The sequence below is a fragment of the Comamonas sp. CAH-2 genome, assembly GCF_009668305.1.
Classification (GTDB): Bacteria; Pseudomonadota; Gammaproteobacteria; order Burkholderiales; family Burkholderiaceae_C; genus Comamonas; species Comamonas aquatica.
The window spans coordinates 274480-295169 of sequence record NZ_VSWF01000001.1 but is presented as its reverse complement, the minus strand read 5'-3'; the positions used below and the strand labels follow the sequence as shown (position 1 = coordinate 295169).

Here is a 20690-nt window from a genome sequence, read left to right as displayed (position 1 = left end):
CCTTTAGCGTTATATCTACCCCTCAAGGACGATTCATGTCTCTGTTTACCGCCGTCGAAATGGCCCCCCGCGACCCCATCCTGGGTCTGAACGATCAATTTGCCGCCGACACCAACCCCAACAAGGTCAATCTGGGCGTGGGCGTGTACTTCGACGACAACGGCAAGCTGCCCCTGCTGCAATGCGTACAGGCCGCGGAAAAGGCCATGATGGACAAGCCTGCCGCGCGCGGCTACCTGCCCATCGACGGTATTGCGGCCTACGACAACGCCGTCAAGGGCCTGGTGTTCGGTGCCGACTCCGACGTGGTCACCTCCGGCCGTGTCTCCACCGTGCAAGCGATTGGCGGCACGGGCGGCCTGAAGATCGGCGCCGACTTCCTGAAGAAGATCAGCCCCAACGCCAAGGTGCTGATCTCCAACCCCAGCTGGGAAAACCACAAGGCCATCTTCACCAACGCGGGCTTTGAAGTCGGCACCTATGCCTACTACGACGCCGCCACCCGCTCGGTCGACTTCGCCGGCATGCTGGCCGACCTGAACGCCGCCGCCGCCGGCACCATTGTGGTGCTGCACGCCTGCTGCCACAACCCCACCGGCTACGACATCACCGCCGCCCAGTGGGATCAAGTGATCGCCGTCGTCAAGGCCAAGGGCCTGGTCGCCTTCCTGGACATGGCCTACCAAGGCTTTGGCCACGGCATCGCCGAAGACGGCGCCGTGATCGGCAAGTTCGTGGCCGCCGGCCTGAACATCTTCGTGTCCACCTCCTTCTCCAAGAGCTTCAGCCTGTACGGCGAGCGCGTGGGCGCCCTGTCCGTGGTCGCCAACGACAAGGAAGAAGCCGCGCGCGTGCTGTCGCAGCTGAAGATCGTCATCCGCACCAACTACTCCAACCCACCCACCCACGGTGGCGCGGTCGTGGCTGCCGTGCTGAACAACCCCGAGCTGCGCGCCCTGTGGGAAAAGGAGCTGGCCGAAATGCGCGTGCGCATCAAGGAAATGCGCCAGAAGCTGGTGGACGGCCTGAAGGCCGCCGGCGTGACCCAGGACATGTCCTTCATCACCACCCAGATCGGCATGTTCTCGTACTCCGGCCTGTCCAAGGACCAGATGGTGCGCCTGCGCTCCGAATTCGGCGTGTACGGCACCGACACCGGCCGCATGTGCGTGGCCGCGCTGAACAGCAAGAACATTGAACACGTCTGCAAGTCGATTGCCGCCGTGATCTAAGGAAAAGGGACCGCGCTGTCCACGCAAAAAGCCACCTGCGGGTGGCTTTTTTGATGGCAGGAGTATTCAAAATACGTAGCTGGTTGCGCTGATCGCACAAGGTATTTCTTATGTTTAGCGTCTGAAACCTTGTGTTGACCAGCGCCAGCAGCTATCAAAACCACGAATCGACGCCCAGGCGTCAACCCTGAACGCTGCGCTGGTTTACAAAACCGGCATGCACACCACACCGACCCTGCAGCCGCTCAGCGGCACCCACATCCTGAGCCTGGCGCTGAACCTGCCCGGCCCCGCCGCCCTCATGCGCTGCCGCGACATGGGTGCGCACTGCACCAAGCTGGAGCCCCCCACCACACCGCCCCAACCCAGCGCCGACCCCATGCACAGCTACAGCCCCGCGGCCTACGCCCAGTTGCATGCCGGCATGCAGGTCCTGCACGCGGACCTGAAAAGCACCGCCGGCCAAGCCACGCTGCACCAGGCGCTGGCGCAGACCGACGTGCTGCTCACCTCCTTCCGCCCCGCTGCCCTGTACAAGCTGGGGCTGTCCTGGGAGAGCCTGCACACCCGCCATCCACGACTGTGCATGGTGCGCATCTTCGGCAGCACCGACCCCGACGAAGCCAACCACGCCGGGCACGACCTGACCTACCAGGCCCAGGCTGGCCTGACCGATGACGGCCACCTGCCCGCCAGCCTGTTCGCCGACATGGCCGGCGCCGTCATGGGCAGCGAGGCCGTGCTGCAAACCCTGCTGCAGCGCAGCCGCAGCGGCCACGGCCACTGTCTGGATGTCGGCCTGGCCCAGGCCGCGCAATGGCTGGCGCTGCCGCGCCACTGGGGCATGACCACGCCGGGCGGTGATGTCGGCGGTGCCCACGCCGGCTACCGCATGTACCCTTGTGCCGACGGCTGGGTCGCACTGGCGGCGTTGGAGCCACACTTTGCCCAGCGCATCGCCCAGGTGGCCGGGCTGGTGCAGCGCGACGGCAGCCTGTCCAGCATGCACCACAGCGGCTCCCACGCCGCACTGGAGCGCTTTTTCGCGCTGCAGCGCTGCGAACAGCTGGCAGCGATGGCAGCACAAAGCGACATCCCCCTACATGTAATTCCAGTCCGAGACAAATAATCTTTGTCAATCAGGAGGCATTGATTTGAACCTATGACCTGAGCCTTTGCGCAAGCAACGAACTATCTCCATCGCCCTGTGGCCTGACCCGCATTGGGATCGGCCCCCACCCTGGAGTTTCCAGTGCCGAGCAATGACCATCGCACGATCCACCATGGCAGGTTTCTGCCTGGAGGCCATGCACCAGCCCCCCATCTGCCGGCCCAAGCTGGCAGCGGGCGCCGTGCGTCCCTGGCCTTCCACTGCGAGGAGTACGCTTGATGCCAAGCCAGACCTCTGCCAGCAAAGCCTACACCCGGCGACGCTGGCTCTTCATCACCGCTGTTGGCGTCCAATTGCTGGTGGCCTGCATCAGCATCGTGCTGATGACCTCGGTGCGCGTCGTTGTGGGTGGCGAGAGCCTGTGGAGCAAAGGATTCAACGCGGCAGCCTTGCACCTCAACCAGTACGCAGAAACTGGCAATACCCAGGATTTTCTGGATTTCCAGGATGCGCTGACGACACCGCTGGGCGTCGGCCAGGCGCGTGAAGCACTGGACGAAGGCGACCGCCACAGCACGCGCATCCGCACCGGCTTGCTGCAGGGAGAAAACCACCCGGACGACGTCGACACACTCTTGTATGCCCTGCCCTGGGTGTGGACCCTGGACGTGCTGGCACCCACGCTGACAATCTGGCGCAGCGGCGATGCCCATGTGCAAGCCCTCAACCAGTTGGGCAAGGACATCTACAACCACCGCAACTCAGGGCGCCCGGTGACAGAGCAGACGATTGCATCCTGGCACGAAGAAATCAACAACATCAGCACCACCGTGGTCCCGCTGGCCAAGAAATTCAACGCAACGCTGGCCAGCAATGCCCGCGATCTGGAATGGCTGCTGATCTTTGTGAACATCTTCACCGCCGCCTTGCTGTGCACCATGCACTGGCTCGCCATCCAGAAAGCGATTGTCGAAAACCGCAAAACCAGCAGCAAGCTGGAGACCGAGCGCCAGCGCAGCAGCACCACCCTGGCCGCCTTGGGCGACGGCGTGCTGAATTTGGACGAGCAGCACCGCATCCGCTACGCCAACCCCTCCGCATCGCGGCTGCTGGACCTGTCGCAAGGCCATCTGCTGGGCCAGGACATCCAGACCATCCTGCCGTTTGCCACCGAGGTGCTGGTCAAACACCTGGCAGGCCCCAAACAGCCGGGAATGGCCCCACGCCGCGACGACAGCGTGCACTGGATCCGCCGCACCTCGGGCGACAACGTGGCCGTCCACGTCAGCGCCACCACGCTGGATGGTGAAAATTCCGGCACCGTGGTGGTGCTGCACGATGTCTCGCAGGAGCAGAACTACATGCGCATGCTGCAATGGCAGCAAAGCCACGACCTGCTGACCGGCCTGGACAACCGCGCCACCTTCGAGAAATACCTGCAGCAGGTGCTGGGCAAGCACCAGGCGAGCCTGCTGCACCTGAACCTGGACCACTTCAAGATGATCAACGCCAGCTACGGCCACGCAGCGGGCGACGAGATCCTGCGCCAGGTCTGCCAGCAACTGCGCCTGGTGCTGCGCGAAAGCGATGTGCTGGCGCGCGTGGGCGGCGACGAGTTCGCCGTGCTGCTGACCCACTGCCCGCCCCATGCCTCGATGCAGTCTGCCGAGCGCTTGCGCCAGTCCATCCACAATCTCAACGTGCAGTGGCGCCAGCACAACCTGCACACCGGCGTCAGCATTGGCGTGGTGCACATCGACCCACAGCAAAGCAGCGATCCGGCCAGCCTGCTGGGCATGGCAGAAAGCGCCTGCAAGCACGCCAAGGAAAGCGGGCGCAACCGCATCACGGTCTACAACCCGCATGACCGCGCCTTCCAGCGCTACCAGGGCGACATGGAATGGGTGCAACGCCTGCGCAACAGCCTGGAAGAAGACAAGTTCACCCTGTTTGCGCAGACGGTCTACCCGCTGCACCCCGAGGACCAGGGGGGGGTGCACTTCGAAGTGCTGCTGCGCCTGTCCGATGTCCCTGGGCAACAGCTGTCGCCGTCCGAATTCATCCCGATCGCCGAGCGCTACGACCTGATGAACCTGATTGACCGCTGGGTCGTGCGGCACGCCCTGCAACTGCTCAAGACGCACCTGGCGCAAGGGGCCGACATTCGCACCTGCTCCATCAACCTGTCCGGCTCCAGCCTGGGGGACAGCGACCTCACCGAGTTCATCCGGCAAAGCATCCTGGAGTTCGGCATCGCCGGCGACAAGCTGTGCTTTGAGATCACCGAAACCAGCGCCATCGCCAGCATGGACAGCGCCATCGCCATGATCACCGAGCTGCGCAAACTCGGTTGCCGCTTCTCGCTGGACGATTTCGGCTCCGGCATGGCCAGCTTCCGGTACCTGCAACAGTTGCCCGTGGACTACCTCAAGATCGACGGCAGCTTCGTGCGCGACATGCTCAAGAACCCCAGCAACTTCGCCATGGTGGAGGCCATCGGCCACATCGGCCACGTCATGGGCAAATCCACCGTCGCCGAGTTCGTGGGCGACCAGGCCACCTTCGACGCCCTGCGCAGCATGGGCATCGACTACGCCCAGGGCTACTACATCGCCACCCCGGTGCCGCTGGACACCACCTACTTCCAGCACGCCCACCAAGCCCCACAGCAGCGCAGCCGGGCCACCGCGACCCCGGCACCGCGCGACTGAGGCCGCCCACAAAAAAGCCAGCGCAGGCGCTGGCTTCTGGGGTCAGCGCCTTCAGCGCTTGGGCTTGGGTTTGCCCCCTGCCGCAGGGCGTGGCTTGACGCCGGGGCGCGGCGGCAGCCCAGTGTGCTGGGTCAGCAGCTTGCCGGGACGCGGTGCGTTGCCACGCACCTCGGACCCGCGGAAGCGCACATCGCTCTTGGGCTCCATCAGGGCGTGCTCGTCCTGCTTGCGCGGGCGCAGCGCCACGGCCTTGCCATCCTGGTTGGTGGTATAGCCCAGGCCGGTCTTGCCGCCTGCCGAGGGCGTGCTGTTCTTCTTGCGCGCGCTCTGGTAGCTGCCATCCACCATGGGCTGGAAGGTCGGAATCAGGTGGTGCTTGCCGTTGCCGATCAGATCGGCACGCCCCATGGTCTTGAGCGCATCGCGCAGCAGCGGCCAGTTGTTCGGATCGTGGTAGCGCAGGAAGGCCTTGTGCAGGCGGCGGCGCTTTTCACCGCGCACAATGTCCACGGTTTCCTCGTCCCGGTCGCGCATTTCGCGGCGTACCTTGGTCAAGGTGTTGCGGCCGCTGTGGTACATGGCCGTGGCCGTGGCCATGGGGCTGGGGTAGAAGGTCTGCACCTGGTCGGCGCGGAAACCGTTCTTCTTCAGCCAGATGGCCAGGTTCATCATGTCCTCATCGCTGGTGCCGGGGTGGGCAGCGATGAAGTACGGGATCAGGAACTGCTTCTTGCCCGCTTCTTCGCTGTACTTCTCGAACAGCTGCTTGAACTTGTCGTAGCTGCCGATGCCGGGCTTCATCATCTTGGACAACGGGCCGGACTCGGTGTGTTCGGGCGCGATCTTCAGGTAACCACCCACGTGGTGCTGCACCAGCTCGCGCACGTATTCGGGCGACTTGACGGCCAGGTCGTAGCGCAGGCCCGAGCCGATCAGGATCTTCTTGATGCCCGGCAGCTTGCGCGCGCGGCGGTAGATGTTGATCAGCGGGCCGTGGTCGGTGTGCAGGTTCGGACAGATGCCGGGGAACACGCAGCTGGGCTTGCGGCAGTGCTTCTCGATCTCGGGGCTGGAGCAGCCCAGGCGGTACATGTTGGCGGTGGGGCCGCCCAGGTCGGAGATGGTGCCGGTGAAGCCCTTGACCTTGTCGCGGATGTCCTCGATCTCCTGGATGATCGAATCTTCGGAACGGCTCTGGATGATGCGGCCTTCGTGCTCGGTGATCGAGCAGAAGGTGCAGCCGCCGAAGCAGCCACGCATGATGTTGACCGAGGTGCGGATCATCTCCCAGGCCGGGATCTTGGTCGCGCCTTCGTGGCTGCCGTGCTCGTCGGCATAGCTGGGGTGCGGGCCACGCGCGTACGGCAGGCCGAACACCCAGTCCATCTCGGCCGTGCTCAGCGGGATGGGCGGCGGATTCAGCCACACATCGCGTGCCGTCGCGCCCTCCCCGTGGGCCTGCACCAGGGCGCGGGCATTGCCGGGGTTGGTCTCCAGATGCAGCACGCGGTTGGCGTGAGCGTACAGAATTGGATCGCTCTTGACCTGCTCGTAGCTAGGCAGGCGCAGCACGGTCTTGTCGCGCGGAGGCTGCTTGGCCTTGCTGCGCAGCGACAGGTTGGGCATGAACTGGATGGGCTGCACGGCCGGCATCGCCGATTCAGCAGCATTTTGGCCTGTCGCGCACGCTGCGCCTGCGCTAGGTGCTATACCGTTTGCAGCATCTTCCTTGGAGCAGCTCTGGCCCTGGGCCGCGGCCTGCTCGCTGGTGGTCATGTAGGGATTGATATGGGGCTCGACCACACCGGGCTCGTCCACCACGGAGGAATCCACCTCGAACCAGCCGTCTTCGGAGCTGCGGCGGAAGAACGCCGTGCCGCGCACGTCGGTGATGCTTTCCACCGGATCGCGCCGGGCAATGCGGTGCGCCACTTCGACCAGGGCGCGCTCGGCGTTGCCATACAGCAGGATGTCGCACTTGCTGTCCACCACGATGGAGCGGCGCACCTTGTCGCTCCAGTAGTCATAGTGGGCAATGCGGCGCAGCGAACCCTCGATGCCACCCAGCACGATGGGCACATCCTTGTAGGCCTCGCGGCAGCGCTGGCAGTAGACGATGGCCGCACGGTCCGGGCGCTTGCCGCCGACGTCGCCGGGGGTGTAGGCATCGTCGCTGCGAATCTTGCGGTCCGCCGTGTAGCGGTTGATCATGGAATCCATGTTCCCCGCCGTCACGCCCCAGAACAGATTAGGCTTGCCCAGGGCCTTGAAGGCCTCGGCGCTCTGCCAGTCGGGCTGGGCGATGATGCCCACGCGGAAGCCCTGGGCTTCCAGCACGCGCCCGATCACCGCCATGCCGAAGCTGGGGTGGTCGACGTAGGCATCCCCGGTCACCAGGATGATGTCGCAGCTGTCCCAGCCCAGCTGATCCATCTCTGCCCGGCTCATCGGCAGAAACGGGGCCGTGCCAAAGCGTTTCGCCCAGTACGGGCGATAGCTGGTCAGCGGCTTGGCATCGCGCTGAAAAAAGGAAACATCAATCGGTGCGTTCATCGAGGGATTTCGTGCGGGAAAATTCAACCCGCCAGTGTACGTTTGACCCTCCAACATTGGAGGCTGTAGGCTTATAGCACCGCGACCCAGCCATGCGCTGGGCGTACCCTGGCCTGCCCGGCTGCGCCGCCGTCCCTTTTTTCTCCGCACTCCCGACCATGAGCATTGTCGTCTTTCACCTGCACAACGCCCAGCCCGCTGCCGAAGCCCCTGTCTGGGTGCCGCAGTGCCATGCCTACAGCGACAGCGCCATGACCCAGGCGCTGGCCCACTGCCAAAGCCTGCGCGCCGACCCGCGCAACGCCCATGTCTGCATCTCGTCCGACCTGAGCGAGATGGTCGGCACGCTGGGCGTGGCGGCGGTGGAGAACGGCCGCACTCCCGATGGCGAACCCTACGACTGGAGCAAGGCCGGCCGCGCCGGGGCCGTGCGCCGCCGCTAGGCGCCGGACATTCACTATCGAATCGGCGTTTTGCGCAATACCAGCAAGCGCTGACTGCTATGGTTTAAGAATTTTCCTGGGGTGGCTTGTCCACCGCGGCCTTCCAGCCGAAATGCTGCAAGCCCGGCAGGGCGGCCTGCGCAGCGGCATAGCCCGCAGCCACGGCCTCCTTGGCGCGGTGGAAATCCAGCAGCCCCATGTCGGACAGCCTGGGGGCGATCACCAGCTCTGGTGGATCGCCCGCCATGCGGCTGCGCGTGATGCGCATCTGCATGATGTTGACACTGGTCATCGCCACATCCAGCAGCGAAGGAATGGGGATCGCATCGCTGGCCGGGGTGGCGCGCCCGGCACGCCGCCCCCGCAGGCGGCTTTGCAGGCGCGCCATCCAGGCCGCGCTGTGCGCATCCACCACCTCCGCCGGCTGGCCAGCCGTATCGTCGGGGTGCGTCGCCACCACCCCCAGGGGGTGCATGTGGCGGTGCAGCAAGCTGGCGTTCAAATCCACGGCGATGACAATGTCCGCCCCCATGGCACGCGCCAGCGAGGCCGGCACCGGGTTGACCAGGCCGCCATCGGCCAGCAGCCGCCCCTCGCGCACCACCGGGGTGAACAGGCCCGGCATCGCGATCGAGGCCCGCACCGCGTCGGCGATGGAGCCATGGCGCAGCCAGACCTCGGCGCCCGAATGCAGGTCCGTGGCCACGGCGGCAAACGGCAGGGCCGAATCCTCGATGTTGAAATCCGCAAAATTGCGGCGCCAGAAGCTGATCAGCTTCTCGCCCTTGAGCATGCCGCCCGACAGGTTGAAGTCCATGAAGCCGAAGACATCGCGCATGCCCAGGCTTTGCACCCAGTCGGCAAACCGCTCCAGCTCGCCGGCGGCATAGGCCGCGCCGACCAGGGCACCGATCGAGGCGCCACAGACCACATCGGGGCGGATGCCGGCTTCGTCCAGCGCCTGCAGCACACCGATGTGCGCCCAGCCGCGTGCCGAGCCACTGCCCAGCGCCAATCCAATCTTCGGGGTGCGCCGGGCCAGTGTCATGCTCAGTTCTCCGTAGCGTTCAGCAGGGCCAGCATGCCGGCTTCGTCCAGCACGGGCACGCCCAGTTCCTGGGCCTTGGCCAGCTTGCTGCCGGCCTCGGCCCCCGCGATCACATAGCTGGTCTTCTTGCTGACCGAGCCGCTGACCTTGGCGCCGGCCGCCTCCAGCAATTCCTTGGCGGCATCGCGCCCCAGGGTGGGCAGGGTGCCGGTCAGCACCACGGTCTTGCCCGCCAGCACCTGCGGGGCTTTTTCCGCCGGTGCGCCCTCGTCCCAGTGCACGCCGCAGGCGCGCAACTGCTCCACCACCTCGCGGTTGTGGGGCTGGGCGAAGAAGGTGTGGATGCTTTCGGCCACCACCGGCCCCACGTCACGCACCTGCAGCAACTGCTCGACGCTGGCGTCCATGATGGCGTCCAGCGTGCCGAAATGGCGCGCCAAGTCCTTGGCCGTGGCCTCCCCCACGTGGCGGATACCCAGGCCGAACAGGAAACGGTTCAGCGTCGTGGACTTGGATTTCTCCAGCGCTGCCAGTACGTTTTGGGCCGATTTTTCAGCCATGCGATCCAGTGAAGACAGCGCGGTCAAGCCCAAGCGGTACAAATCCGGCAAGGTGCGCACCACATGGCCATCCACCAACTGGTCCACCAGCTTGTCGCCCAGGCCTTCGATGTCCATGGCGCGGCGCGCGGCAAAGTGCAGGAGGGCTTCCTTGCGCTGCGCCGGGCAGAACAGCCCGCCGGTGCAGCGGTGGTTGGCCTCACCGGGTTCGCGCACCACCTCCGAGCCACAGATCGGGCAGGCCTTGGGCATCTGGAAGTTGGGTACGTAGACCGGGCGCTCGCCGGGCACCTTGCCCACCACCTCGGGAATCACATCACCAGCGCGCCGCACGATGACGGTGTCACCCACGCGCACGCGCTTCTTGCGGATTTCAAACAGGTTGTGCAGCGTGGCATTGGTCACCGTGACCCCGCCCACGCTGACCGGTGCCAGCCGCGCCACGGGCGTGAGCTTGCCGGTGCGCCCGACCTGCACGTCAATGCCCTCCATGACGGTGGGCATTTCCTCGGCCGGGTACTTGTGCGCCACGGCCCAGCGCGGCTCGCGCGTCACAAAGCCCAGCTGGCGCTGCAGGGCCAGGCTGTTGACCTTGTAGACCACGCCGTCGATTTCATACGGCAGGCTGGCACGCTGCTGGCCCAGCTCGGCATGGAAAGCCACCAATTCAGGAGCACCCCGCGCAATGCAGACCTGCGCTGCCACCGGAAAACCCCAGGTGCGCAGCTGCTGCAGCAAGCCATAGTGGGTGCTGAACACCGGCCCGCCCTGCTCGGGCGGTGTCACCTCGCCCACGCCGTAGGCAAAGAAGGACAGCGGCCGTTGCATGGCGATGTGCGAATCGAGCTGGCGCACCGAGCCCGCCGCCGCGTTGCGCGGATTGGCAAACAGCTTGCCGCCGGCGGCTTCCTGGCGCGCATTCAGCGCCTGGAAGTCGGCACGGCGCATGTAGACCTCGCCGCGCACTTCCAGCACCGGGGGCACACCGTCCGGCAGGCTCAGGGGGATCTGGCGGATGGTGCGGATGTTGTGGGTCACGTCCTCGCCCACCTCGCCATCGCCGCGCGTCACGGCGTGCACCAGGCGGCCCTGCTCGTAGCGCAGGCTCATCGCCAGGCCGTCGAACTTGGGCTCGGCCACGTACTCCACAGGCGGCGCGGCCAGGTCCAGTTCCAGCTCGCGGCGGATGCGTGCATCGAAGGCCTCGGCGCCCGAAGCCTCGTTGTCGGTTTCCGTGCGGATGGACAGCATGGGCACCACGTGGCGCACCGGCTTCAATCCCTCCAGCACCGCACCGATGACCCGCTGCGTGGGCGAATCCGGCGTCTGCAGCGCGGGGTAGGCGCCTTCCAGGGCCTGCAGCTGCTGGAACACGCGGTCATACTCGCCATCGGGCACCGAGGGCGCATCCAGCACATAGTATTCATGCGCCCACTGGTTCAGCTGGGCACGCAGCTGCTGCACCTTGGCAACAACGGTTTTAGGAGCAGCAGGCGTAGGCTGCTCGGGCGCTGGAGCGCCAAAAAGGTCCAGATTGTCGTGCATGCCGCCTCAATTGAACAGACGGCGCGCCAGCATGGAGCCGGCCGACAGTTCGCGGCTGTCGAGCTTGTCGTACAGCTTTTGCAGGTCGGCCTCGATCGGGTCCAGCACCTGGGGCAGCAGCTGGTAGCCGTTCTGGTCGCACAGCATGCCGTCCATGCCTTCGCACAGCACCTGCACCACCTGGCGCAGGCGTGCAAACGGCTCCTCGGTGCGCGGCACCTGGGGCACATCCAGGCTCAGCCAGACCTCGTGCACGGCGGTCTGGTCCAGGTTGTCGGCCTGGGCCGCCTGGGCGTCGTAGGCCAGGGTCAGCAGCGGCGCATGGCCGGGCGTTTCGGACGGCAGCAGCATGCGCCCTGGCATGGTGGCCGGCACGAAGCCGACGGCCGCGGCGTGCTGCTCGATGTAGCCCGGGCTCCAGGCCGCGCGGCGCGGGCGCAGCATGAAGCTCAGCTGCGCATCGTGCTCGCCGGCGAACTGGTCCAGCTCGCGTGCGCGCGCCACTTCGTGCAGCATGTCGGGCAGGTCCACGGCGGCATTCAGCGCATCGCCAAAGCCCTGCACCTTGGCCACAAACTCGGAAAATTCGATCTCGTTGAGCGCCCCCAGGCGGTTGGCCAGTTGCACCCCGGCCTGAAACGCCGTGTAGCGCTGGCCGGCACGCACGGTTTCCCATTCCTGGGTCGCGGCGTTCAGGCCTTCGATGCGGAACTGCTTGCTGCCGGCGCGGCGCGTGGTGGGCTGCACCATCAGGGCGGCATCGCCGGTGACCACGTGCTCCACGCGCAGCGGGGCAATCGCGTCGATCAGGCCATCCAGCGCCAGCTTGCGCTCGGCCGCCGCCGCGGGCGACACGGCCACGGCCGCACCGCCATCCACCGCGGCCGTGGCCGGCGCGGCGTCCAGCGCCGGATCGGCGGCCCAGATGCCGGCCTGCGCCTCTTGCGCGGGTGCGGTGTCCATCAGGGGGTCGACCACCGGCGCGCGGTGGCTGGGTGGCAGATCGGTCACATCCACGCCGTCCAGGGCCGGGTCGAAGCGCGAATGCCCCTCGCCCAGGCGCGTGTCCCCGTCGGCATACTGCGCGCGCTTGGGGGCATTGCGCCGGTGGGTCCAGGTGTTGTAGGCCACGATCAGGCCCAGCAGGATCACCCCCACCACGGCCAGACTGATTTGAAGGGTACTCATGGAATTGCTTCGTCCCGTAATCCGTTGACTCAGGCGTGGGCCATGGACAGGGCCGATTCCATGTCCACGGCCACGATGCGCGAGACACCTTGCTCCTGCATCGTCACACCGATCAGTTGTTGCGCCATCTCCATGGCAATCTTGTTGTGGCTGATGAACAGGAACTGGGTTCCCTTGCTCATGCTGGCCACCAGTTTGGCATAGCGCTCGGTGTTGGCGTCATCCAGCGGCGCGTCCACCTCGTCCAGCAGACAGAACGGCGCGGGGTTGAGCTGGAAGATGGCGAACACCAGCGCAATCGCCGTCAGGGCCTTTTCGCCACCCGACAGCAGGTGGATGGTCTGGTTCTTCTTGCCCGGTGGCTGGGCCATGACCTGCACGCCGGAGTCCAGAATTTCATCGCCGGTGATGATCAGTTTGGCCTGCCCGCCACCAAACAGCTCGGGGAACATGCGGCCAAAGTGCTCGTTCACCGTGTTGAAGGTGCCCGACAGCAGCTCGCGCGTCTCGTTGTCGATCTTCTTGATGGCGTTTTCCAGCGTGGTCATGGCCTCGGTCAGGTCGGCCATCTGGGCATCCAGGAAGGTCTTGCGTTCCTTGGCCAGCTGCAGCTCTTCCAGGGCCGCCAGATTGACCGCGCCCAGGGCCGCGATCTCGCGGTGCAGGCGGTCGATTTCCGACTGCAGGCCGTGCAGCTTGACATTGCCTTCGAGGATGGACTGCGCCACCGCCGCCAGGTCGGCCCCGGCTTCGGCCAGTTGCTGCTCGTACTGGGCACTGCCCAGCGAGGCGGCCTGCTCCTTGAGCTGGAATTCGGTGATGCGCGCGCGCATCGGGTCCAGCGCGCGTTCGATCTGCACGCGGCGCTCGTCGCTGGCACGCAGCTTGTTGGTCAGGTCTTCGTAGGCGCTGCGCGCGGTGGCCACGGCCTGCTCGCGCTCCATCTTCAGCGCCAGCGCGTCCTGCAGTCCGCCCTGGGCGGCGGCATCGTTCAGGCGCCCCTGCTCGGCCTGCGCACGCTCGCGCTCTTCCAGCAGCGCCTTGGTCTGCTGCTCGGCGGTTTCCAGCGTGCGCTGCAGCTCGCCTTGGCGGGCCTGCATGCTGCGCTGGCTGAACGTGGCCTCCTGTGCTCGGCGCTCCAGCGTGCGCAGCTGCTCCCGGCTTTCGGCCAGCTTGCGCTCGGCCTCGATCACGCGGTCGTCCAGCTGGGCATGCAGCTCCTGGCTGTCGGCCAGCTGCATGTCCAGCTCTTCAAAGCGTGCCTCGGCGGCCACGGCGCGCTCCTGCAGCTCGTCCAGCGCGGCCTGCACCTCGGCCACGTCGGCCTCGATCTGTGCCGTGCGCGCGCGCGCCTGCTCGGCCTGCTGCGTCAGGCGCAACATGTCCACCTGCAGCTCGTGCGCGCTCTGCTTGGCCTCACTGGCCTCGCGGCGCGCGCTGACCAGGCGCTGCGAGGCGTCGCCATAGGCGGCCTCGGCCTTGGCCAGGGCGGTGCGGGTTTCTTCGCTGATCAGGGCCTGGGCGCGCAGTTCTTTTTCCAGGTGTTCGATCTCCTGGGCGCGCGCCAGCAGGCCGGACTGCTCCGAATCCTGCGCATAAAAGCTCACGCTGTGCGCCGTCACGGCATGGCCCGTGGGCACATAGATGGTGTCGCCGGGCCGCAGCTGCGCCCGGTGGCTCAGCGCCTCGTCCAGCGAAGCAGCGGTGTAGCAACCGGCCAGCCATTCACAGAGCACGGCCTTGAGGCCCGCGTCGGTCACGCGCAGCAGGTCGGCCAGCAGGGGCAGGCCCTGGCTGGTCAGCGCGATGCTGGCGTCGGGCCGGGAGTAAAACGCCAGGCGCGCCGGCGGGGCATCCTTGGCGCCGGCACCCAGGAAGCCGCGCACCATGTCCAGGCGGCTGACTTCCAGCGCGCCCATGCGCTCGCGCAAGGCCGCTTCCAGCGCGTTTTCCCAGCCGGCTTCCACGTGAATCTTGGTCCACAGGCCTTGCAGGCTTTCCAGCCCATGCTGGGCCAGCCAGGGCTGCAGCTTGCCATCGGTCTTGACCTTTTCCTGCAACGCCTTGAGGGCCTCCATGCGCGCGGCCAGCTCGGCCTGCTTGGAGGTCTCGGCATTCAGGGCCTGCTGGCGCTGGCGCCGCTCGTCATCGAGCTGGGGCACGCTGTCCTGCAGCTCCACCAGCACCGCCTCGGCCATCTCGGCCATCTCGGCGGCGTCCGCGTACTGGGCGCTGACCTGCTGCAGCCGGTCTTCGTCGGGGGCAGCCAGCGCATTGCGATCGTTGCGCAGGCGCTCCAGCCGGGCTTCGTGCTGGCGGGTTTGCTCGTTCAAGCTGCGCTGCTCGGCGGCCAGCACCTGGATCTGCTGCTGCACCTGCACCACCTGCTGGCGCTGGGTATTGGCCTTGTGCTGGGTGGCGCGCAGCGCGTCTTCGAGGTCCGGCAGGCGCTGGCTCTGCTCTTCCAGCTGCGCGGCCAGCATTTCGGCCTGCTCTTCGGCATCCATGCCGCTGGCGGCCAGGTGTTCCAACTCGGCTTCGGCATCGTCTTTGCGCTGCGCCCACTGGGCGATCTGCTCGGCCAGCTGCTGCATGCGCTGCTCGACGCGCTGGCGCCCCTCGACCACGTAGCGGATCTCGGCCTCCAGCTTGCCCACCTCGGCCGTGGCTTCGTACAGCCGCCCCTGGGCCTGGTTGACCTGGTCGCCGGCCTCGTAGTGCGCCTGGCGCACGGCTTCGAGGTCGGCCTCGATGTGGCGGATTTCCGCCATGCGGCTTTCCAGCTCGTTGACGGCCTGCAGGCCTTCCTGGCGGATCTTGGCCAGATCGCCCTCGGCATCCTGCTTTTTCAGGAACCACAGCTGGTGCTGCTTGAGCGTCACGCTGGCCTGCAGCGTGTTGTACTGGGCCGCCACCTCGGCCTGCTTTTCCAGCTTGTCGAGGTTGGCATTCAGCTCGCGCAAGATGTCCTCGACGCGCGTCAGGTTCTCGCGCGTGTCGCCCAGGCGGTTTTCGGTCTCGCGGCGGCGCTCCTTGTACTTGGACACGCCGGCCGCCTCTTCCAGGAACAGGCGCAGCTCCTCGGGGCGCGACTCGATGATGCGGCTGATGGTGCCCTGGCCAATGATGGCGTAGGCGCGCGGACCCAGACCAGTGCCCAGGAACACGTCCTGCACATCGCGGCGGCGCACTGGCTGGTTGTTGATGAAGTAACTGCTGTTGCCATCGCGCGTGAGCACGCGCTTGACGGCGATTTCCGTGAACTGGCCCCATTGGCCGCCCGCGCGGTGGTCGCTGTTGTCAAACACCAGCTCCACGCTGGAGCGACTGGCCGGCTTGCGGTGCGTCGTGCCATTGAAGATCACGTCCTGCATGCTCTCGCCGCGCAACTCGCTGGCCTTGCTCTCCCCCAGCACCCAGCGCACGGCATCCATGATGTTGGACTTTCCGCAACCGTTGGGGCCGACCACGCCGACCAGCTGGCCCGGCAGCAGGAAGTTGGTGGGTTCGGCGAAGGACTTGAAGCCGGAGAGCTTGATCGAATTAAGGCGCACGGAGGTCGGGTCGGAGAAGCAGACGTGGCAACAGTGGAAACCAGGGGCCGATGATAACGCGCCTGCTTACAACTGCCGCCCGGGCCTCGGCGCGGACTTTGTAACAAAAAAGGCTTTTGCGCAGGTTCAGCCAGCGCGTTCAGCTCTCAATTCAGGAGTTGACGGTCCGCGAGGGTTCTCACACCGGGCGCGGCGCCAAGGCGATGATGGCCATGCCGCACAGGCAGACGGCGACGCCGGCCCATTCCCAGGCCGTGGGACGCAGGCCATCCACCAGCCACAGCCAGACCATGGCCACGGCCACGTAGACACCGCCGTAGGCGGCATAGACCCGACCGGCGGCAGCCGGGTGCAGGCTCAACAACCAGACAAAAGCCACCAGACTGGCGGCCGCCGGCAGCAGCAACCAGGCGCTGCCGCCCTGCTTGAGCCACAGCCACGGCAGGTAGCAGCCGAGAATTTCGGCCACGGCCGTCGCCACAAACAAACCCGCTGTCTTCAGCAACCCGGCCAGGCTGCCCACCCAAACCGTGTCAGGCATGGCTGCGCTCCGTGCGCGCCGCACCATAGGCCCGTGTCCAGGTCTCGAATTCTGCGATCGGCTTGGGCTGGCTGAACAGGAAGCCCTGCCAGTAATGGCAGCCGCTGGACGCCAGGAATTCGCGCTGCGCCTCGGTCTCCACGCCTTCGGCGATCACCTGCAGGCCCAGGCTGTTGCCCAGAGCGATGATGGAGCGCGCAATCGTGGCGTCGTTGGCGCTGGACAGTACCTCGTAGACAAAACTCTGGTCGATCTTGAGCTTGTCCAGCGGCAGGCGCTTGAGGTAGCTCAGCGACGAATAGCCCGTGCCGAAATCGTCCAGCGAGAAGATCACACCCATGGCCTTGAGCTGCACCATCTTGCGGATGGTGTCCTCGACATCGGCCAGCAGCATGCCCTCGGTCAATTCCAGCTCCAACATGCGCGGCGGTGCACCAGTGACGCGCAGGGCCTGCTGCACCTGCTCCACAAAGCTGGGCTGGTAGAACTGGCGCGGACTGACGTTGACCGACATGGTCAGGCCCGCCATCTGCGGGTCCTTGGCCCACTGCGCCAGCTGGCGGCAGGCGGCGTACAGCACCCACTCGCCCAGCGGCAGGATCAGGCCGGACTCTTCGGCCGCTGGCACGAACACGCTGGGGGAGATAAAGCCCTTGACCGGGTGCTTCCAGCGCAACAGCGCCTCGGCACCGATCACCTTGTCCTTTTGCACCTGGGGCTGGAAGTACAGGTCGAACTCATGGCGCTCCAGGGCCAGGCGCATGTCCTTTTCCATCTCGACCCGGGCGCTGACGGCCTTTTGCATGCTGGGATCAAAGAACTGCAGGGTGTCGCGGCCCGCGCTCTTGGCCTGGTACAAGGCCAGGTCAGCGCGCTTGAGCAGCTCTTCCACGGTGTCGCTCTTGCCGCTGAACACCACGGCCCCCATGCTGACGGTGACGTGAAAGTCCTGCGCCCCCAGGTAGAACGGCGTGCGCAGCGCCTCCAGCACCGCGCAGCCCACCTGCTCGGCACGGCGTCCGGCCTCCAGGGGCTCGCTGGGCAGGTCCTCCAGGACCACGGCGAACTCGTCCCCCCCCTGGCGCGCCAGGGTGTACTGGCCCGCGATGCAGTTGCTCAAGCGCGTGGCCACCAGACGCAGCAGTGCATCGCCATGCTGGTGGCCCAGGGTTTCGTTCAGGGATTTGAAATTGTCGATGTCCAGCAGCAGCAACGCACCCTTGCCACCGCCCGGGCGCTGGCAGCGGGCCACGGCCTCGGCCAGCCGCTCCAGCAGCAGTCGGCGGTTGGGCAGCTGGGTGACGGTGTCGTAAAAGCCCAGCCAGCGGATTTCCTCTTCCGCGGCCTTGCGCTGGCTCAGGTCCACAAAGCTCAGCAGGATGCGCCCGCCCAGGAAGCGGCCCGACACCTCGATGGGCAGCTCCTTGCCGTCCTTGCTGCGCAGCAGGTATTCGGCCGCCGGCATGTTGACGCCGGTGGGCACCACCTCGCAGCGCCCCGCGTTCAGGCGCTGCAGCAGCGCGGCATGCTGCATGGCGTCCACGCACAGCAGGCGCCACAGCGTGGTTTCGTCGGCCATGTCGCACTGCGACCAGCCGGTCATCACCTCGAACTGGTGGTTCACGAACTCGATGTTGCCGCTGGGCCCGACCACCACCAGCCCCACCGGCATATAGCGCAGCATTTCGCTGGAATAGGCTTCGCGCGCGTGCAGCTGCGCCTGCAGGATCTGGCGTTCGGTCACATCCAGCAGCAACACAATCTGGCGGCCCATGGACTGGCCGGTGTTGTCCACCACGGGCGAGACCCAGACCTCGGTCCAGACCTCGCTGCCATCGGCGCGCACCATGCGCTGCGTCACCGTGAAATGGGCCAGACGGCCGGCCGCCAGCGCGCCTTCCAGGCGCTGGAACTCGGGGCGTTCCTCGGGGTGCAGGATCTGGTAGAGATCCATCATCTCCAGCGTCTTGGGGTCATAGCCCACAACATCGGAGAAGCGGCTGTTCACGCTGAGATAGCGGCCGGTGCCGGGCTCGATCTCGGCCACGCCGATCGCCGACTGGTGCAGCAGCGCCTTGAGGCGGTCGCTTTGCTGGCGCAGCAAGTTGTGCTTGACGCGGGTCTGGAATTGCGCGCGCAGCCGCTGGTGCGACAGCACGGCCACCAGGGCCGCCAGCACCAGGGTCGCGCCCAGCCCGCCAATCCCGACAATCATGGGATAGGCGCTTTCCAGCGCCGACAGCACCTGGGGCTGGGGCGCGAACTCCAGCGACCAGATGCGCCCCCAGACCAGCAGCTCATGCTGCACTTTGGGGGCACTGGCCGGCAACTGTGCCCAGCCATCGCTCACATAGATGGGCAGGCGCGGTGTGCGGCTGGTGGCACTGCGGTGCGAAGCCGAGCCCTGGTCCTGGATCGACACCAGTCCCTGCTCCAGCCCCCCGCGTGCCATGAAATGCTCCAGCAACTGGTCGGCACGCAGGCCCATCGCCAGAATGTCGCCTTGGTGCACCGCGGCGGACCGGGCCGAGGCCGGCCACATCGGCATGCCGATGACCACCCGCTGCGGCGAGGCATCCCCACCCAGCACCGCGAACGGCTCGCTCATGCTGGGCTCCAGGCTTTCGGGCAGCCGGGCCCACAGCTGTGTCAGCGCTTCCAGGTTCTGGGCGTTCTCGCCCATCCAGACATCGGTGCTGCGGGTGGGCCAGACATCGGCCATTTCATAGCCGGCCACGGCCGAAGGCATGCGCCGCACCAGGCTCAGGAATTCCACACCCGGATAGCGCTGCGCATTGAGCTGGGGCAGCAGCGGCGAAGACAGGCTATCCGGCGATTTGCCGAGCACGGCCATACCATAGACCAGCTCGCCATAGGCATCCATCTTCTGTTCCAGCGCGCTGCTGAGCTGCAGGGCCTGCTGCTCCAGACGCTCCAGTGTCATGCTGGCCCGGTGCGCTTCCAGGGTGTGCCACAGGCCCAGACTCAGGGCACCACCCACTGCGCAGACGGTCGCGGAAAGCCACCACAGTTGCAATCGCTGTCGGAACTTAGAGCGAAGTTTCATGAATCACTAGAGCTGTGCCGCAATGCAGGTATGCAATTGCTAACAAAAATTAACCGAAGCGATAGCATAACCTTGGCTCAGGCCCTGTTTGGGCAAACCAAACTGCTAAATAACCCTGAGTCGACCACGCTCACAGGGGCTTGAGCCGGGACTGGTGTTCTGTAAACAAATGCTTCAGTAGTTTCCATACCACTTGGATGCGCGGCACCCCCTTGGCTTCCTCGGGCATGGACATCCAGAAGCTGCGCTCGAACCGCGCCTGCTCGGGCAGCACGCGCTGCAGCAGCGGGTCCCGGTCGGCCAGGAACGCCGGCAGCACCGCCAGGCCTGCGCCGGCGCGCACGGCCTCGTACTGCGCCGCGATGCTGGTGCTGCGGAACACGAAATGGGTGGGCTTGTACAGCTGCGACAGCAGTTGCAGCTCCTGCGAGAACAACAGGTCGTCGACGTAGTGGATGAACTGGTGGTGGCGCAGGTCCTCGCTGCTGTGCACCAGCGGCTTGCGCGCCAGGTACTGGCGCTCACCATACAGATACAGGTGATAGTCGGTCAGCTTGCTGACCACCACCGTGCCGCGCTTGGGCCGCTCCAGGGAAATGACGATGTCCGCCTCGCGCCGCGACAGGTGCATCAGCCGGGGCAGCGCCAGCAGATCCACCGACAGCTTGGGGTACTGCAGCGACAGGCGCGACAGCGGCGCGGCCAGCAGTTGCACACCCAGCCCCTCGGTCACGCCAACGCGCACCAGCCCGGCCACCGCCGCATGCTCGGCATCGCTGTGCCGCGCCAGGTGCTCGATGCCGCTGGCGGCCTGCTCCATGGCCTGGGCCGTGGGCAGCAGCTGGCGCCCGGCCTGGTTGAGCTTGTGCCCCGTGGCATCGCGCACGAACAGCGGGGTACCCAGCTGGTGCTCCAGCGCCTGGATGCGCCGGGCCACGGTGGTGTGCTCCACGCCGAGTGCACGCGCCGCCCCCACCAGCGTGCCGGTGTGGGCCAGGGCCGCAAAGAAACGCAAATGATCCCAATCCATGCCCACAGTATGACTGTGCATTTATGCAAAGCCAAGGTGCGTAAATGCGTATTGCTTTGGCAGTTTTGCACACCTAGCATGTCCTCCATGGTCGGGCGAATGCACCG

General features: G+C 66.1%; 12 protein-coding genes. 4 read left to right on the top strand and 8 right to left on the bottom strand.

Features of this window, described 5'->3' with window-relative positions:
* Window positions 1-35: 35 nt before the first annotated feature.
* The 3 genes from FYM52_RS01275 (at window position 36) to FYM52_RS01265 (ending at window position 5054) form a co-directional block, all read left to right on the top strand.
* Window positions 36-1232, top strand: a complete 1197-nt coding sequence (locus FYM52_RS01275) for an amino acid aminotransferase (protein WP_154162769.1) — start codon at window positions 36-38, stop codon at window positions 1230-1232.
* A 217-nt stretch (window positions 1233-1449) separates the two neighbouring features.
* A complete protein-coding gene (locus tag FYM52_RS01270) occupies window positions 1450-2361 on the top strand; it encodes a CoA transferase (protein WP_154162768.1) in 912 nt (303 codons plus the stop codon).
* A 260-nt stretch (window positions 2362-2621) separates the two neighbouring features.
* Complete coding sequence (locus tag FYM52_RS01265; protein WP_154162767.1) at window positions 2622-5054, top strand: bifunctional diguanylate cyclase/phosphodiesterase; 2433 nt, start codon at window positions 2622-2624, stop codon at window positions 5052-5054.
* A gap of 51 nt (window positions 5055-5105) precedes the next feature.
* Here FYM52_RS01265 and FYM52_RS01260 read toward each other — a convergent pair whose 3' ends face one another.
* Window positions 5106-7607, bottom strand: coding sequence for a YgiQ family radical SAM protein (locus FYM52_RS01260; protein WP_154162766.1), 2502 nt, complete (start codon window positions 7605-7607; stop codon window positions 5106-5108).
* Window positions 7608-7765: 158 nt separating this feature from the next.
* On the opposite strand from FYM52_RS01260, the gene FYM52_RS01255 reads away from it, so the two are divergent.
* The gene (locus FYM52_RS01255) at window positions 7766-8050 is read left to right on the top strand and encodes a hypothetical protein (RefSeq protein WP_045266704.1); all 285 of its coding nucleotides are present in this window, start codon (window positions 7766-7768) and stop codon (window positions 8048-8050) included.
* Window positions 8051-8114: 64 nt separating this feature from the next.
* On the opposite strand, the gene rssA is transcribed toward FYM52_RS01255, so the two are convergent.
* From rssA to FYM52_RS01220, 7 genes are all read right to left on the bottom strand, one after another.
* The gene (gene rssA / locus FYM52_RS01250) at window positions 8115-9098 is read right to left on the bottom strand and encodes a patatin-like phospholipase RssA (protein ID WP_154162765.1); all 984 of its coding nucleotides are present in this window, start codon (window positions 9096-9098) and stop codon (window positions 8115-8117) included.
* Window positions 9099-9100: 2 nt separating this feature from the next.
* Window positions 9101-11203, bottom strand: coding sequence for an NAD-dependent DNA ligase LigA (ligA, locus tag FYM52_RS01245; RefSeq protein WP_154162764.1), 2103 nt, complete (start codon window positions 11201-11203; stop codon window positions 9101-9103).
* A 6-nt stretch (window positions 11204-11209) separates the two neighbouring features.
* Window positions 11210-12391, bottom strand: coding sequence for a cell division protein FtsZ (locus FYM52_RS01240; protein ID WP_154162763.1), 1182 nt, complete (start codon window positions 12389-12391; stop codon window positions 11210-11212).
* A 29-nt stretch (window positions 12392-12420) separates the two neighbouring features.
* A complete protein-coding gene (gene smc / locus FYM52_RS01235) occupies window positions 12421-15945 on the bottom strand; it encodes a chromosome segregation protein SMC (protein WP_162524613.1) in 3525 nt (1174 codons plus the stop codon).
* 178 nt (window positions 15946-16123) lie between these two features.
* Complete coding sequence (locus FYM52_RS01230) at window positions 16124-16486, bottom strand: YnfA family protein (RefSeq protein WP_154162762.1); 363 nt, start codon at window positions 16484-16486, stop codon at window positions 16124-16126.
* Window positions 16479-19553, bottom strand: a complete 3075-nt coding sequence (locus FYM52_RS01225) for an EAL domain-containing protein (protein ID WP_154162761.1) — start codon at window positions 19551-19553, stop codon at window positions 16479-16481. Before FYM52_RS01225 ends, FYM52_RS01230 begins: the two co-directional genes overlap by 8 nt.
* A 130-nt stretch (window positions 19554-19683) precedes the next feature.
* Window positions 19684-20583 (bottom strand): LysR family transcriptional regulator, encoded by a 900-nt coding sequence (locus FYM52_RS01220; RefSeq protein ID WP_154162899.1) that lies wholly within the window; start codon window positions 20581-20583, stop codon window positions 19684-19686.
* Between the last annotated feature and the right edge of the window lie 107 nt (window positions 20584-20690).

Excerpts from the sequence above, each read along its gene's own strand:
- FYM52_RS01260 (WP_154162766.1), bottom strand. The coding sequence starts at position 7,607 with ATGAACGCACCGATTGATGTTTCCTTTTTTCAGCGCGATGCCAAGCCG.
- FYM52_RS01225 (WP_154162761.1), bottom strand. The coding sequence starts at position 19,553 with ATGAAACTTCGCTCTAAGTTCCGACAGCGATTGCAACTGTGGTGGCTT.
- FYM52_RS01230 (WP_154162762.1), bottom strand. The coding sequence starts at position 16,486 with ATGCCTGACACGGTTTGGGTGGGCAGCCTGGCCGGGTTGCTGAAGACA.
- FYM52_RS01270 (WP_154162768.1), top strand. The coding sequence starts at position 1,450 with ATGCACACCACACCGACCCTGCAGCCGCTCAGCGGCACCCACATCCTG.
- ligA (WP_154162764.1), bottom strand. The coding sequence starts at position 11,203 with ATGCACGACAATCTGGACCTTTTTGGCGCTCCAGCGCCCGAGCAGCCT.
- FYM52_RS01265 (WP_154162767.1), top strand. The coding sequence starts at position 2,622 with ATGCCAAGCCAGACCTCTGCCAGCAAAGCCTACACCCGGCGACGCTGG.
- FYM52_RS01240 (WP_154162763.1), bottom strand. The coding sequence starts at position 12,391 with ATGAGTACCCTTCAAATCAGTCTGGCCGTGGTGGGGGTGATCCTGCTG.
- FYM52_RS01255 (WP_045266704.1), top strand. The coding sequence starts at position 7,766 with ATGAGCATTGTCGTCTTTCACCTGCACAACGCCCAGCCCGCTGCCGAA.
- FYM52_RS01220 (WP_154162899.1), bottom strand. The coding sequence starts at position 20,583 with ATGGATTGGGATCATTTGCGTTTCTTTGCGGCCCTGGCCCACACCGGC.
- rssA (WP_154162765.1), bottom strand. The coding sequence starts at position 9,098 with ATGACACTGGCCCGGCGCACCCCGAAGATTGGATTGGCGCTGGGCAGT.
- FYM52_RS01275 (WP_154162769.1), top strand. The coding sequence starts at position 36 with ATGTCTCTGTTTACCGCCGTCGAAATGGCCCCCCGCGACCCCATCCTG.